The sequence below is a fragment of the Paenibacillus sp. FSL H3-0286 genome, from assembly GCF_045040705.1.
GTDB classification, from domain to species: Bacteria; Bacillota; Bacilli; order Paenibacillales; family Paenibacillaceae; genus Paenibacillus_AQ; species Paenibacillus_AQ odorifer.
The window spans coordinates 4,125,851-4,141,722 of the sequence record NZ_CP150285.1 but is presented as its reverse complement, the minus strand read 5'-3'; the positions used below and the strand labels follow the sequence as shown (position 1 = coordinate 4,141,722).

The window sequence follows — 15,872 nt, the reverse complement described above, 5'->3', positions numbered from 1 at the left end:
GATGGCTATCGAGGGTTCTTTTTTTGTTTATTTTTTGTTTATCTTAATTTTGTATAATACTCTCGATTATTGTCGAATTAAGGACATGATTTATGCTAGAGGGGGAAATAGAGATTGAAGCCATCATTTATGAAAATAGGCATTAGTATTTCGTTATGTACTGGACTTGTGGTGCAGGGAGTGGGTCCTATGCAAACTCCAATCATAAGTGCAAAAGCTAGTTTCGGTTGGCTCGAGAATAGCCCAGCTATAATAACGTCCATCAATGAAGATGACTATTCCAACGCAGGAGTTGAGGTAGCCAGCTTTTTGACAGGAAAAGTATCGGATCCAGCGTCAACAGGGATTGCTGTAGTAGCTTTAGATAATACCAAAGGGGCCTGGCAGTATTACAACACGGTGGGACGAATTTGGTATAATATCGAGCCGGTGTCGAACAGTAATGCTTTTCTGCTGCTGAAATCGGAGAAAATCCGTTTTGTCCCGGCGAAAGACTGGAACGGAACGGCATCCATTAGCTTTAAGCTATGGGATACAACAGCATCCGGTTATCAAAATTATCAAAAAAATGCGAATACCACAGTATCTGCCGCGTTCAGCTCAGATCCGGGTATAGCCGTAATTACTGTAAATCCAGTGAACGATGCACCTTATCTGACAGAACTAAATGGTGGGGACTATCTTAGTTTTGACGGTAACGGGGATTATGTGACCTTCCCGGATCAACGGATTTATGGGAATTCTTTTACAGTTGAAGGATTTTTGAAAGTAGATGCTTTTCAGACATGGATGAGATTTTTTGAATCATCGATCGCAGAGCAGAACCACAATATTTTTGTGGGTTTTAACGGTAAACGGATGAATTTCACTGCCTACACTAATAAGGGAGATATTAATGTCACTGAGGATTTCCCGATTTCTAAATGGGTTCATGTCGCAATTGTTTATGATCACAGTCAGAAAAAGGGACGGATTTATTGGGATGGTGTACTTAAGGCAGAAGGGGCCATGGATTTAAGTACAGTAGGAAACGTTGCACGTCCGAATAACTGGCTTGGAAAAAGCACGTGGAGACAGGACGGAGATTATAACGGTGGAATGAGAGACGTGAGGTTCTGGAGTAAAGCCAAGACCCAAAGTGATATTGTTCGAGAAATGAATGTCGACTTGACAGGCTCGGAGCCTAATTTGGCTTTAAACTATAAATTAGCGAATAGCAATGATGGGAATGTCGCTATTAATACCTCTGGTCTTCCCCTTAAGAACGGCACAATTACTGGGGCAACCTGGAAGCAGGACACAGGTTTTATGGGGAATACTACAACCGATAAAAACAAGTCGGTCTCACGATCCTTTAAGGTCCTCGATGTGGATGGAGATGACCTACAAGTATCAGCTACTTCCTCGAATACGCTCTTAATTCCGAATAATGGACTGAAAATAAGTGGAAGTGGTGAGCAACGAACTTTAGAAATAACACCCGCAGCGAATGCTTTTGGCACCAGTGTGATTTCTGTTAAGGTAAGTGATGGAGCATTAAGCAACACCTACACTTTTAATGTGACCGTGAACAATACGGGGGATGTAATCGTAACCGGAGTGACCCTGGATAAACCAACACTCAGTTTAACGGAAGGAGAAGCAGGAGACACGCTTAGTGCCGTAATAGCACCTATTAATGCCACGAACAAAACAGTAATTTGGAGCTCGAGTGATGAGACAGTTGCGACCGTTGTGAACGGTGTGGTAACTCCGGTTGGTGAGGGGACAGCAGTTATTACGGTAACGACCAAAGATGGAAGTTTTACAGCTACAACCACAGTTAGTGTGAGTGCCCCAATCCCGCCTGTTGTGGATGTAACTGGAGTGAAGCTAGATCAGGAGACACTGAATTTAACAGCTGGTGAAGCTGATGGACTCCTAAAAGCAACAATAGAGCCTGCCAATGCAACGGATAAAGACGTGATCTGGAGCTCGAGCGATGAAACAGTCGCGACCGTTGTGAACGGAGTAGTAACTCCGGTTGGAGAGGGGACAGCAGTTATCACGGTAACGACTACTGATGGAAGTTTTACAGCTTCGTCTGTAGTAAATGTGAGTGCCCCAATCCCGCCCGTTGTGGACGTAACTGGAGTGAAGCTAGATCAGGAGACACTGAATTTAACAGCTGGTGAAGCTGATGGACTCCTCAAAACAACAATAGAGCCTGCCAATGCAACGGATAAAGACGTGATCTGGAGCTCTAGTGATGAGACAGTTGCGACCGTTGTGAACGGTGTGGTAACTCCGGTTGGAGAGGGGACAGCAGTTATTACGGTAACGACCAAAGATGGAAGTTTTACAGCTACAACCACAGTTAGTGTGAGTGCCCCAATCCCGCCCGTTGTGGACGTAACTGGAGTGAAGCTAGATCAGGAGACACTGAATTTAACAGCTGGTGAAGCTGATGGACTCCTCAAAGCAACAATAGAGCCTGCCAATGCAACGGATAAAGACGTGATCTGGAGCTCTAGTGATGAGACAGTCGCGACCGTTGTGAACGGAGTAGTAACTCCGGTTGGTGAGGGGACAGCAGTTATTTCGGTAACGACGAAAGATGGAAGTTTTACAGCTACAACCACAGTTAATGTAGCCGCTCCTAAGCCACCTGACGTTATCGTAACTGGGGTGACTTTAGACCAGACAGAACTTAACTTAACATTGGGTGAAGGCGAGGGAACTCTACAAGCGACAGTAGCACCTGCTAATGCAACAAATAAAGGTATGATCTGGAGCTCGAGCGATGAGACAGTAGCTAAGGTTGTTTATGGAGTAGTAACGCCGATTGGTGAAGGAACAGCCATCATAACGGTAACGACGAAAGATGGTAGTTATACGGCTTCTACAACCGTTACTGTGAAGGCACCTGTTAAACCAGTTACAGCACCTGGAATTCCAACATCCGTAACTGCAACTGCAGAGAATGGTCAAGCAATCATCACCTTTATCCCGCCGGTGAACGATGGAGGCAGCGAAATCACAGGATATATTGTAACTGCTAATCCGGGAGGTTTGACGGTTACAGGAACTGGAAGTCCTCTGACAATCAGTGGTTTGACGAATGGAACAAGCTATACCTTCACGGTACAGGCAATCAATAAAGCTGGCATCAGCGAATTCTCTGCTGAGTCCAATGCAGTTGTTCCTAGCACTCCATCTGGTGGTGATGTTGTTGTTCCGTCGCAACCAACCCCATCACCAACTCCGGCACCTGTGGTAAATGCTGCTTCCATTCTAATCAATGGTAAAGCTGAAACAGTTGGAACCGCAACGAATGGTAAACGGAATGAGCAAACGTTAACCACTATTGTGTTAGATCAGAAGAAGCTAGAGGACAAGCTCGCCACTGAAGGTAAAGGTACAGTAGTTTCTATCGGTGCAAATAGTAAATCTGATGTTATAGTTGGCGAATTAAATGGACAAATGGTTAAAAATATGCAGGGTAATCAAGCGATTCTTGAGATTAAAGCGGGAAATGCGACATTTACACTGCCTGCTCAACAAATTAATATTGACGCTTTGAACGAGCAAATCGGCAAGTCGGTAGCTTTGCAAGATATTAAGATACAGATTGAAATTAGTGCTCCTACAGCCGATAAAGTTAAAGCTTTAGAAGCAGCTGCGCAAAAAGGATCCTTCTCATTAGTTTCCGCGCCAGTTAATTTTACGGCTAGAGGTATCTACGGAGATAAGAGTATTGAACTTTCCCAATTCAATACGTATGTTAAACGTACCATAGCCATTCCTGAAGGGATGGACCCGAACAAGATTACAACGGGAGTGTACGTTGATTCCGAAGGTTCGGTACACCATGTTCCTACTAAAGTGGTTGTAATTGATGGCAAATATTTTGCTACTATCAACAGCTTAAGCGGAGGTACTTACTCCGTAATCTGGCATCCGCTTGAATTTAGTGATGTAGCTAATCACTGGGCAAAAGAGGCAGTGAACGATATGGGCTCCCGATTAGTCATTGAGGGAACAGGTAGTGGTCAATTTACTCCGGATCAAGCCATTACCCGTGCTGAGTTTGCGGCGATTGTTGTGCGCGGTCTGGGACTTGAGATGGAACAAGCTGCAACACCATTCTCAGATGTAAAGACCACGGATTGGTATAACAGTGCGATCAACACGGCATTTACTTATCAATTAATCAATGGTTTTGAAGATGGCATGTTCCGCCCTGATGAACATATTACCCGTGAACAAGCGATGTTAATTATTGCTAAAGCGATGAAAATTACAGCGCTACAGACTAAGCTTTCTGTTCAATCGGCTGACGTTTTGTTAGCTCCATTTACAGATAGTAGTAAGGTTTCTAACTGGGCAATCAGTGGAGTTACTGACACTTTGCAGGCAGGCATTATCAAGGGAAGAAGCAGTAAAGGGCTTGCTCCGAAAGATGATATGACCAGAGCTGAGGTTGCAGAGATCGTGAAGCGGCTACTTGAAAAGTCGGATTTAATCTAATCTACTGAGCTCCAGAATTGTGATCATTAGAGGATTCGTTCAAAGAACATTGAACGAATCCTCTTTTCTTTTTATGGCTTAGCTCGTTTATACGATAATTAATCATTAATGATGTATTTCAGACAGCACAATCAGGCCATGCAGAACGGCTGAAAGAAATCCTGAAAGCTCATCCGCACCTTGCGAGTATGGAGAATAATATATTCGATAGTGATGGTTATACTTCCTTACATTCTGCTGCTTTTCATACGGATAATGTAGAACTAATAGAGTTGTAAATCGAACATGGCGCCGACATTTCTGCTAAAATAAAAAGTGGTGAATCTGCATGGTCGGTTGCGATTAAGCAGAGTAATCAAAATGTTGCAGAAATTCTTTGCGGAAAAGGAGTAGTCTTGAATGAAAATCACAGTGGATGATAAGAATGATTCAACGGTAGCTATAATCTCTGGTGAGGAGATCATAATCAATAATGTAAGGGATGCCTTAGACTTAATGATGAATGTGAAATACCAAGGATGCGATAAAATGCTTCTGAGGAAGGAACAGATTACGGATGATTTTTTCGAGCTAAAGTCTGGAGTTGCTGGTGAGATTGCACAAAAATATACAAACTATCAGATGAGAGTTGCTATCGTAGGAGAATTTACAAGCTATAACAGCAAAAGTCTGAATGATTTTATTTACGAATGCAATCAAGGCGATAAAATGTTGTTCAAAAGTACTGAAGCTGAGGCTTTAGCGGCCCTACATTTATGCAAATCGTGGAGATGATCCAGAGAGGAGTTATATCATGGATGAAAGTAAAATCACATATGAATCGATCGATGCCTATATTTCCGGGTTTTCGCTTGAGGTTCAGGAAATCCTTAATACGTTAAGAAAGGTGATAAAAGAGGCGGCACCGGAAGCAGAGGAAAAAATAAGCTATCAGATGCCTACTTTTGCATTACACGGAAATTTGGTGCATTTCGCTGCTTATCCCAAGCATATTGGATTCTATCCAACTCCAAGTGGAATTAATGCTTTTAAAGATGAATTATCAGGCTATAAAGGTGCTAAAGGTTCCGTTCAATTCCCTATTGATAAGCCTATGCCTTATGAATTAATTAGCAAGATTGTAACCTTCAGAGTCGCTGAGAATCTAAAAAAAGTTGAAGCAAAATAATGTCTCTACTGGTATGAAATAGAGAGGTCCATCTGGTCAGGGCTGGAAGTGTGCATCCATTGTTGATGTTCTTCTTGATGCTGGTGAACATTGGATCCACTTCCGAGGCACTCCTGCCTCTTTTTCCTCATTTCGGACGTCGTACAAACGCCAGTATGATATCCTGGGCATAGTCCCCGAACCCACTTCCGAACAGATTTAGTCCTCGTTTATTGAGTGCATCCTCCCGAATTTCAAAACGTACACGAATAGGTTCATTAAACGCCAGCTTTAAAGAGCTGATTGTAGTGGAAGATGAGAGAGAACCATTACAGCTGCTGCCCGATTCCGAGACACTCCATGTAGTAAGAGCTCCATATTCAGTTCCACTTCTCCAACGTTCAGGGGTCAGTTTCCCTTTGCGGTTCCCGAAATCGGAGGGACAGGTCCAAGTCCCGACTAACTGGTCATTGATGGATAAGCTGATATCACTGGCCCAATCCTCTCGAAATGAAGGGGCTTCTGAGCATACTTCTGCCGAAATGCGGATTTCGTCCAACTCGACGCCTGGAGGCAGGGGGTTGGCAAAATAGTATTCGACATAACCGGCTTCTGCGAACCATAAGAGAGAGGCATCGACTCGTTCAGGCATGTAGAATGCTCTTGGATCATCTTGGGAGCCAATGACACCACCATCTTTTCCGGCCATCCCGCAGGACGGTTGTATGGAGCAGTGGGAGAACATTCCGATGGGCATATGTATTTCCTCAGTTTGATGCAGCCCATCCCCTAGCTTTGAAGGGAGATCGAGTTGAATAGAGCGACAGGTGACCGCACAGATTTTTTCGCGATTTGCTCCTTGTGTAGATGAGATAAGATTAACCTGTTCTAACGTCTGCACATTGATAGATATCGTTGGCTGAGCTACACCTAACGTCTCAGCTAATTGACTGACACTCATAGGCTTCTCTCCAAGGGCTTCAAGAATGCGGACGCGGACGTCACCAGACAGTGCTTTAGCTACATCTAAAATGCGTGACGCGGGATAACGTATCGTTTCTTGTGAAATATCATTCATCATATTTGTTCCTTTTCGTATAGGATGGGTTGAGGTTATTGTACAATGAAGATTGAGTATTGTAAAATCATAATAAACATTGCGAAAATCGTATACTGGTGCTAAAATGGGCTCAACTTCTTATTTTGAAAGGCTGTGCTCGCCATATGACAACTTCTATATTAGCTTCTGAGACACTTGCGATTCCTCGTTCTGAACACCCTCATCCACATTGGCAACGTCATGAATGGATGAATTTGAATGGGCAATGGTCATTTAAGTTTGATCCGAACAATGAAGGTATGAAGGCGTTATGGTACTCCAATCCTGAAATCGCTTACGACTCAATGATCACTGTACCTTTTTCTTGGGTAAGTCCCTTATCCGGAATTGGCTGCGATCAACAAGGAATAGGCTGGTATCGCCGCACCGTGAATGGGCAGGCTGTTGACCAACAAACACGATTGTTTTTACGTTTTGGGGCAGTAGATTATTCATGTGATGTGTGGATAAATGGAGAACATGTAGGTTCACATCAAGGTGGATATGGTTCATTTGAATTTGATATTACACCTTACTGGGCAGCTAATTGTGAGAATAATATTGTCGTAAGAGCTGAGGATTTCGATCATGCTTATCAAGCGCGGGGCAAACAAGGATATGGAGAAATCCGTGGAATTTGGCAGCCTGTATGGCTTGAAGCACGTCCCGAAACTTATATGAAAGATGCAAAGTTTGTGACCCGTATAGATGGACAGGTGAAGGTAACTACAAGAATAATCGCGCATGAAACGGGTTCGGCAGAGTTTACGCTGCAATTCGCTGATCATTCTGTTGTTCATACAGAGAAGCTGCAGCTTATAGCAGGGGTGAACGAATGTAAGCTGTCTATCGATATTCCCAATCCGCATTTGTGGAGTCCAGAAAATCCTTATTTATATGAAGGTGAATTGCAGCTTAGTGGATCGTTTGGTACAGATACAGTCAGCACTTATTTCGGAATTCGCGAAATTCAGACTGCCCGCTTTGAAGATCGTGATTATCGGTGGATCACCTTAAATGGTAAACCGATATATTTGAACGGTACTCTTGATCAGTCCTATCACAAGACAGGGTTTTTCACCTATCCAACGGATGAAGACATGCGGGATGAAATTTATCTAATGAAACGTTTAGGGCTAAACATGGTGCGAATTCATATTAAGCCCGAAGAACCCCGTAAGCTGTATTGGGCGGATAAGCTTGGCATTCTTGTTATGGAAGATATGCCTTGTTTCTGGGGTAATCCGGATGACAAGGCCAGAGCCTCCTATGAGAGAGAAGCCCTTGAGGTGATTGAACGAGATTATAATCATCCATCTATTTTTTCGTGGGTTATGTTCAACGAGACCTGGGGTTTGAAGACAGATGCTCAGGAGGCTAGCCTCACAAGTGATGTACAGCAGCAGAGTAGTTATCTTAAAGAGACACAGGAATGGGTGCGGGAGAAATATCGCTGGGCGAAGCAGCTTGATCCGACTAGAATTGTTGAGGATAACTCGCCGTGTAATTATGATCATGTGGAATCGGATATTAATACATGGCACTTTTACATTAATGGTTACGAGCAGCTGCAAGCCCACTTAAATGAGGTTGTAGATAAAACATTCCCGGGATCGGAGTTTAACTGTATTGGCGGCAACGTACAGTCTGATGCCCCTCTAATGAACAGCGAATGCGGTAACGTGTGGGGGATAGAAGGTGGTGCAGGGGACAGTGATTTGGCATGGCATTACCGCTATATGATGAATGAATTCCGGCGGCATGATAAGCTATGTGGATTCGTATTTACTGAATTCCGTGATGTTACGAATGAGTTCAATGGTTATTACCGGCTAGACGGGAGCGATAAGGATTTTGGATATGGGGATTTTGTTCCCGGGATGACGATTGCGGATCTGCATTCCCCAGATTTTATCGTGTTAGATGCTCCTCCATGCCAGACAGTAGAAGCAGGGCAGAGTGTTAAAGTACCTTTGCTAGGTTCCAGCTTCGCGGACAGCTATCACGGTCATAATTTGAAGCTGAAATGGGAACTGTGGTACGACAATTTGGGGACTCGGGTCACTGCGCAAAGTGGACATATGTCTGTGAAATGGGATAACTTTGGAAACACTATACTTCCTTCTTTGAACATTACAATGCCTGGTCAGGAGGCGGCTGCAATACTTGCTGTTTCTCTGATTAATGAGAAGGGTGAAGCGATCACGCGGAATTTCATTACTTTTGATGTAAGAGGCGGTAATAACACTGTATTGTTTAAAGGTGAAGGAGAATTTATTCAAATTCCAGTGGGAGCTTATACCGATCATAACTTTAAGCATCAATGGGATGCTATCCAAGGATTTAAGATCAATGGTGCTGGGCAAGGTCAGTATGTATACGAGGTTACACTGCCAGATGCAGCAGATAAATCAATGATTGGTGAGATCGAAATCATGTTCGAAGCAAGTGCTAAACGATTGCTGGCGCGGCATGTTGAAGGTACGAAGCTTAATGATATGGGCCTTGATCTTATGCATGGGGCAGATGCGAGGGTGGAATATAATCCGAATACGTATTATATGACGGATGAAGAGCGTCATCCTTCCCGAGTGAACGTTCTGGTGGATGGGCAGCGGATTGGTTCTTTCTATTTACCGGATGATCCGGCTGATAGCAGAGGGATTTTGTCTTGGCATTATCAGCCAATAGCGAATAAGCTGGATGAGGCTGGATCTTATGGCTACCTATGCAAGGCAAGTGTACCGGGGCAGTTAGCAGCGAAGCTGGATCGCAATCGTGTTTTCCGTTTGGAGCTGCAAGCAGAGGACGGCGGGCTAGCTTTGTATGGCCGTAATGCAGGTCGTTATCCACTGGACTTGTTGATTCGTTATCGCTAAATAACCTTAATATGAAAATAAAGCAATCCCAGCTAAGAAGCAGGGATTGCTTTTTTATCGGTACTGCAAGGTATTATTAAAGTTCTTTATCATTAATGCTGTTTAACCAGCTTTCAATCTCTCCAATGACCGAACTAATGCAGCCATCTTCAAAAGGTGAAGTCAGGCCCGCAAGTTCAACCAGCTTGATAAAGGATTTGCTTCCTCCAGCTTGACATAACTCTAAATAATCACTCCAAGCGGATTTAAAATCTTCATTTGAACGTTTCCAGAACTGGAAGGCACATAGCTGTGCTAGTGTATAGTCAATGTAATAGAACGGGGAGGCGAAGATATGGCCTTGCTTATGCCAAAATCCACCTTGTTCCAGATAAGCATTACCTTCATAATTGCGGTGCGGCAAATATTTTTTCTCGATTTCTCGCCATGCTTGCTTACGTTCAGCAGGGGTTGCTTCAGGATTGCTGTAAACAAAATGCTGGAATTCATCTACAGTAACTCCGTAAGGAATAAACTGAAGGCTATCTGCCAAATGATTGAAACGGTATTTGTCTGCATCCTCTTCAAAGAACAATTCCATCCATGGCCAAGCAAAAAACTCCATGCTCATGGAATGGATCTCACAGGCTTCATAAGTAGGAAAAGCATATTCAGGTACATTAATATTTCGGCTTTCATACACCTGGAAGGCATGCCCCACTTCATGGGTCAAGACATCAATATCCCCTGAGGTTCCATTGAAATTCGAGAAGATAAAAGGTGCTTGGTATTGGCTGAAATAAGTACAATAGCCACCGCCTTGCTTACCTTTTTTACTTACTAAATCCACTAGATTGTTATCCAACATAAAAGTAAAAAATTCATCAGTTTCCGGAGAGAGCTCTTTGTACATCTTGGATCCGTTAGCTACAATCCAGTCAGGATCTCCTTTAGGAGTGGCATTGCCAGTCTTGAAGCTGAAGTTCTCGTCATAAAACTTCAAGGCATCCAGACCTAGGCGTTCTGTCTGCCGTTTCTTAAGCTGTTGGGAGACGGGTACGATATGCTCCAGAACTTGTTTCCTGAAGTTGGCTACCATGTCGGCGTTATAATCGGTACGCATCATCCGGTCATAACCTAGCTCAACAAAGTTGCTGTAACCAAGCTTTTTAGCAATGCGGTCACGGACTTTAACTAGCTCGTCATAGATTCGATCAAATTCACTTTCATGTTCAGACATAAAATCATATCTGGCTTGTGAAGCACGTTTACGCATATCGCGGTCCGTGGACAATTCAAAAGGAGTAAGCTGAGTCAGCGTGCGTTCTTCGCCTTCGAATGGAATCTTGGCGGACGCGATAAGCTGAGCGTATTCTGTAGAGAGTTTGTTCTCCAATTGTAAATCTTCGATGATTTCTGGACTAAAAGTACGCAGAGCTACTTCTGCAAGCTGAAGCAGCTGCGTGCCCCATTCTTGTTCGAATTCGGCTCTGTATTTGGAATTGACGAGTGCTTTGTAGTAGTCCGTTATGTATTCCTGAACGATAGGGCCAATCTCGTCCATGAATTCCTGTTCAGCCTTGTAGAATTCATCTGTTGTATTGATCGAATGGCGAACGCTAACCAATGTCTGCAGGGTGTCAAACTCATTGCGAAGCTTGTTAATAGCGGTAACGGAAGCCTTTTGCACTTCTAATGGCTCGGTGTCATTGAGATCTTTAAGCAGGTTGTTAAAATCCTGTTTGAACTTCTCTACATCCGGGCGCTCATAGCGATAATCATTAAATTTCATTAACTATTCAACTTCCTTTCTATACCAGATAGTCTCTATTATATATTCTGAACAGCAATTTACGATAGACCTGTGTTAGCTGTTTTTGAATAAAAAAAGAACAAATGGACAAAAGTGTAAAAACTTGTTAGATGAAATACGGTTTGATATTATCTAAGAATATAGTAGAAATGATATTTATAGCGATTACTTAGCCTTTATTTAACCAGCATTCACTGAATACGGGTTATCTCTGTTTATATACGAAGTTTTGTATTTTTCCACTTTACATCCTTCCTCCCTCTTTTTTTGCTGTAGCCGCACAACTGTCGACAAACTTAATATATCATGATATATTATTATGTATAAGATGAAAAAATTAGAGTCAGGAGATAACGAAAGTCATGAGTGAGACAACATCATCCAAACCGATGTATGAAAAAATATTTGATGAAGTGAAGCAGCTTATCGTTAATAAATCCTATGGACAAGGGGAACGGGTTCCCTCTGAGAAAGAACTGGCTGAAGCCTATAATGTTAGTCGGATTACGAGTAAAAAAGCTCTGGAAATGCTCGCCGCGGAACAATTAATTGTGAGAAAACCGGGGAGAGGTTCATTTGTGGCAGATCCAGCAGTCGATTACATGGAATCAGCGATATCTCCGGGGACGGTCTCCGACGGAACTGTTTTCAATTCCTTTAACCATGAGGAAAAGACGATCGGTCTGGTTATTACCGACTTTGGCAACAGCTATGGCACAGGCTTAATTTATGGCATGGAGCAGGCTTCACGTGATAATGATTGTTTTCTGGTTTTAAGAAGAACGTTTGGGGTGCCGGAGAACGAAGAGAAATCTATTCAGAAGTTGCTCAGCTTAGGTGTAGATGGTCTGATCATTTTTCCGGCTCAAGGCGAATTTTTTAATGCGGAGATTCTAAAATTGGTGATAGGGCGGTTCCCGCTAGTTCTGGTAGATCGCCATTTAAAAGGAGTGGCAGCAGCATCGATCAGTACTGATAATATGCAGGCTGCACTCAAAGGTACGGAGTATTTATTTGATCTCGGGCATACTCATATCTCCTTTCTCTCTCCACCTCCAGCGGATACCACAGCTCTTGAAGAGCGGGTAGAGGGATTTATTCAAGCGCATGCGGAACGGGGAATAGCTGTAGACAAGGGATTGTGGGTCAGCGATTTGACCTCAACACTACCGGATTCCTTCAACGATGAGAATATTGAACATGACATTTCGCGGCTAATTTCTCATTTGCAAAAGAATCCAACAATAACGGCGCTTTTTGCTGTGGAATATAATATTGCGCTGCTGGCTAGAACTGCGGTCCAACGACTTGGGCTACGAATTCCAGAAGATATTTCGATCATTTGCTTTGATAGTCCGCCAACTCCACTTGGTTCGGGTTATGCATTTACCCATTTACGGCAAAATGAAGAAGAGATGGGGCGGCTTGCAGTAGAAAATGTATTGCGAATTATGAACGGGCAGAGTGTGTCCAATAAGATAATGCTGGAAGCTGAGTTAATTTCTGGTGAATCCACAAGCTCCGCTAAACAATCTATCTCTAAATAGAATTTTGGCTTATTCTCCAAATTAAACATATATTAGTTGTTATAAAAACCTATCTTTTTGGATGGGTTTTTTTATTTGTTTTAGATATGTATTTATCATTATAGATGTATTGATATATCATTATAATAAAATAAACATATTGACATACTAATCACATGACAATATACTAATCAATGAAAGCGCTTCAAATTTAAAAAGAAAAAGGGGGTATTATAACTGAAAGCAACTAGAGAAATACCCGAGTCAATGCATAAACTGGCATCTAGCGTAAAAGCACAGCTGAGTGATCGCCCGAAATTAGCCGAAATGTTCGAGAAATGTATGGCCAACACCTGGAACACAACCTTAAAACGAATGCCAAACGGAAGCACTTTTGTTATTACCGGAGATATTCCAGCGATGTGGCTACGGGATTCCGCCGCACAGGTCAGACCTTTCCTAATCCTTGCCTCCGAAGATGAAGAAATTGCAGACATGATTGAGGGACTTGTACGTAGACAATTTACTTACATCCAGCTTGATCCGTATGCTAACGCATTCAATGAAGAAGAAAGTGGGCATGGCCACCAAGAGGATCTGACGGAGATGAGCCCGGGAGTCTGGGAAAGAAAATATGAAATTGATTCGTTATGTTATCCAATCCAACTGAGTTATCTGCTCTGGAAGAATTCGGGCCGTACTAGTCAGTTTAATGAGTCGTTTGTAACAGGCGTAGAAAGAATCATAACATTATGGACTACCGAACAGAACCATGAGCGCGATTCAAAATATCTTTTTCAACGGATGAACTGTCCGCCCACGGATACGTTAGCTCGAGAAGGCAAAGGGACGTTGACGGCTTATACCGGAATGACTTGGTCTGGATTTCGTCCTAGTGACGATGCCTGTGAATATGGGTATTTGGTTCCGGCCAATATGTTCGCGGTGGTTGTTTTACGATATGTGTGTGAAATTGCCCGTGAGATTTTAGGTGATCAGGAGCTGGAAAAGAAAGCTAGAAAACTATCTGACCAGCTTAATAAGGGAATAAGTGAGTATGGAATTGTAGAACATCCAGAGTTTGGAGCGGTCTATGCTTATGAAGTAGATGGTCTGGGACAGGTGAATTTTATGGATGATGCAAATGTACCTAGTCTACTCTCTATCCCTTATTTGGGTTATGTGACTGCTGATGATCCTATTTATAAAAATACCCGTGAACTTATTTTAAGTAGCACTAATCCTTATTTTTTCGCAGGAAAAGCGGCTGCTGGCATTGGAAGTCCGCATACGCCAAATCGGTATATCTGGCCCATAGCTTTAGCGATGCAGGGAATGACATCTACCCGCTTTGAGGAACAGGAAGCCTTACTTCATCTGCTGGAGAAGACGGATGCAGGAACTGGATTTATGCATGAAGGGTTTTATGTGGATAATCCTGATGAATTTACACGTCCATGGTTCTCTTGGGCAAACATGATGTTCTGTGAGCTTGTACTCATGCGCTGCGGTAAGCAGATTAAGCGCGGATGAGACCAACAAGGTTTGAATAATCGACTCTAAAGGGGATAGAGAACATGAAAAAATGGCTGGTTACCTCAATTGTTTTGGTAATGACTACTGCACTTGCTGCGGGCTGCGGTGGTAATAACGGATCTGCGGACAAAGAGACCGGAAACACAAGCAAAGCTGGGAGCAGTACCGGGAAAAAGACAGAGCTTACCTTCTGGGGAGATTGGGGCGGTGAGGGGCAGAAGCAATTCGAGACCATGGTGGATGCTTTTAATAAATCGCAGGATAAAATTCACGTAAAATATGTGCTGCAACAGGATATGATCACGAAATTCCTAACTTCTGCGACCAATGGCGGCACTCCTGATGTACTGTTTTGGGACCGTTGGAGAACTTCGCTGTATGCCCCGAAAAATGTACTGCATCCGGTGGATGAATACTTAACGCGTGACGGTATTTCCGAAGATGATTTCTACAGTGAATCCCTACGGGAGCTTTCATACGATGACAAATTATATGGGCTGCCGCTTACAGTAGATGCCCGTGCTCTTTTCTATAACAAGAAGCTGCTCGCAGAGGCAGGACTTCAGCCTCCAACAACTTGGGATGAGCTAGAGGCAGCGGCTACGAAGCTAACGAAATGGAATGGCAATAAATTGGAGACTGCAGGTTTTTCTATGGGAGATTTGGGACTTTTTAATATGTATCTCCAACAGGCTGGCGGCACCATGCTTACAGAGGATGGAAAGACCAATTTTAATAATGAGCAGGGCAAGCAGGTGCTTGAGTTCTGGGATCGCCTAATGAACAAGGACAAAGTGTATAAAGTAGGGTTCGAACTTGGACTTGGTGAAGGGCAAGATGCTTTTGTCACAGGTAAAGTGGCTATGCTGTATTCCGGTCCGTGGATGCTCAGCACCTATAACAAATATGGTAAAGACCTGGATTATGGAATCGTTCCTCCTCCAGCCGGACCAAATGGTGATAAAGGTAGTGTCATGGGTGGATTTGGGCTAGTGATTCCAGAAGGCTCCAAACATAAGGAAGAAGCATGGGAGTTCATCAAATGGTGGACAGCGAACAAGGATAACGCGTTGCTCTGGGCAAAGACGAGTCTAAACCTGCCGGGTTATAAGCCATCGATGGAAGATCCATTTTTCAAGGATGATCCAAAGTGGCAGCCGTTTCTGGAAACGTTGGAGTTCGCCAAGGTTCGTCCGAACCATCCTGGATATTCCGTGATGGAGACTGATGCTTTGGCCCCTAATTTGCAGCTTAATCAGCAAAACAAGATGAGCATTGATGAGACCTTGAAGAAATCGCAAGAAGAGGGCGACAAAATGCTGAAGGATAATGAAGGAGTGAAATAATAAGTAAGACATTTGAAGTGAAGGGAGGTTTCGCCTCC

Annotated in this window: 9 protein-coding genes; 7 read left to right on the top strand and 2 right to left on the bottom strand. The window is 43.3% G+C overall.

Features of this window, described 5'->3' with window-relative positions:
• Positions 1-114 precede the first annotated feature (114 nt).
• The 3 genes from MHB37_RS18645 to MHB37_RS18635 all read left to right on the top strand — a co-directional run bounded on the left by MHB37_RS18645 (position 115) and on the right by MHB37_RS18635 (position 5,677).
• Complete coding sequence (locus MHB37_RS18645) at positions 115-4,509, top strand: Ig-like domain-containing protein (protein WP_405168348.1); 4,395 nt, start codon at positions 115-117, stop codon at positions 4,507-4,509.
• Positions 4,510-4,908: 399 nt separating this feature from the next.
• A complete protein-coding gene (locus tag MHB37_RS18640; RefSeq protein WP_076128242.1) occupies positions 4,909-5,283 on the top strand; it encodes a DUF4180 domain-containing protein in 375 nt (124 codons plus the stop codon).
• A gap of 19 nt (positions 5,284-5,302) precedes the next feature.
• A complete protein-coding gene (locus MHB37_RS18635) occupies positions 5,303-5,677 on the top strand; it encodes an iron chaperone (protein WP_076304056.1) in 375 nt (124 codons plus the stop codon).
• 127 nt (positions 5,678-5,804) lie between these two features.
• Here MHB37_RS18635 and MHB37_RS18630 read toward each other — a convergent pair whose 3' ends face one another.
• Positions 5,805-6,737, bottom strand: coding sequence for a transcriptional regulator (locus MHB37_RS18630; protein WP_254848923.1), 933 nt, complete (start codon positions 6,735-6,737; stop codon positions 5,805-5,807).
• A 143-nt stretch (positions 6,738-6,880) separates the two neighbouring features.
• Between MHB37_RS18630 and MHB37_RS18625 the strand changes: the two genes are divergently transcribed.
• The gene (locus MHB37_RS18625; RefSeq protein ID WP_076304057.1) at positions 6,881-9,634 is read left to right on the top strand and encodes a glycoside hydrolase family 2 protein; all 2,754 of its coding nucleotides are present in this window, start codon (positions 6,881-6,883) and stop codon (positions 9,632-9,634) included.
• A gap of 76 nt (positions 9,635-9,710) precedes the next feature.
• On the opposite strand, the gene MHB37_RS18620 is transcribed toward MHB37_RS18625, so the two are convergent.
• Positions 9,711-11,405, bottom strand: a complete 1,695-nt coding sequence (locus tag MHB37_RS18620) for a M3 family oligoendopeptidase (RefSeq protein WP_036688094.1) — start codon at positions 11,403-11,405, stop codon at positions 9,711-9,713.
• 383 nt (positions 11,406-11,788) lie between these two features.
• Between MHB37_RS18620 and MHB37_RS18615 the strand changes: the two genes are divergently transcribed.
• The 3 genes from MHB37_RS18615 to MHB37_RS18605 all read left to right on the top strand — a co-directional run bounded on the left by MHB37_RS18615 (position 11,789) and on the right by MHB37_RS18605 (position 15,834).
• On the top strand, positions 11,789-12,973 hold the full coding sequence (locus tag MHB37_RS18615) for a substrate-binding domain-containing protein (protein ID WP_076194647.1): 1,185 nt from the start codon (positions 11,789-11,791) through the stop codon (positions 12,971-12,973).
• A 246-nt stretch (positions 12,974-13,219) separates the two neighbouring features.
• A complete protein-coding gene (locus tag MHB37_RS18610; RefSeq protein ID WP_076302643.1) occupies positions 13,220-14,485 on the top strand; it encodes a glycoside hydrolase family 125 protein in 1,266 nt (421 codons plus the stop codon).
• A gap of 44 nt (positions 14,486-14,529) precedes the next feature.
• Entirely contained in the window at positions 14,530-15,834 is a 1,305-nt protein-coding gene (locus tag MHB37_RS18605; RefSeq protein WP_076128252.1) for an ABC transporter substrate-binding protein, read from the top strand.
• Positions 15,835-15,872 lie beyond the last annotated feature (38 nt).

Bases quoted from the DNA above. Each gene is read 5' to 3' on its own strand.
- MHB37_RS18615 (WP_076194647.1), top strand. From the start codon at position 11,789: ATGAGTGAGACAACATCATCCAAACCGATGTATGAAAAAATATTTGAT.
- MHB37_RS18630 (WP_254848923.1), bottom strand. From the start codon at position 6,737: ATGATGAATGATATTTCACAAGAAACGATACGTTATCCCGCGTCACGC.
- MHB37_RS18620 (WP_036688094.1), bottom strand. From the start codon at position 11,405: ATGAAATTTAATGATTATCGCTATGAGCGCCCGGATGTAGAGAAGTTC.
- MHB37_RS18610 (WP_076302643.1), top strand. From the start codon at position 13,220: ATGCATAAACTGGCATCTAGCGTAAAAGCACAGCTGAGTGATCGCCCG.
- MHB37_RS18640 (WP_076128242.1), top strand. From the start codon at position 4,909: ATGAAAATCACAGTGGATGATAAGAATGATTCAACGGTAGCTATAATC.
- MHB37_RS18635 (WP_076304056.1), top strand. From the start codon at position 5,303: ATGGATGAAAGTAAAATCACATATGAATCGATCGATGCCTATATTTCC.
- MHB37_RS18625 (WP_076304057.1), top strand. From the start codon at position 6,881: ATGACAACTTCTATATTAGCTTCTGAGACACTTGCGATTCCTCGTTCT.
- MHB37_RS18605 (WP_076128252.1), top strand. From the start codon at position 14,530: ATGAAAAAATGGCTGGTTACCTCAATTGTTTTGGTAATGACTACTGCA.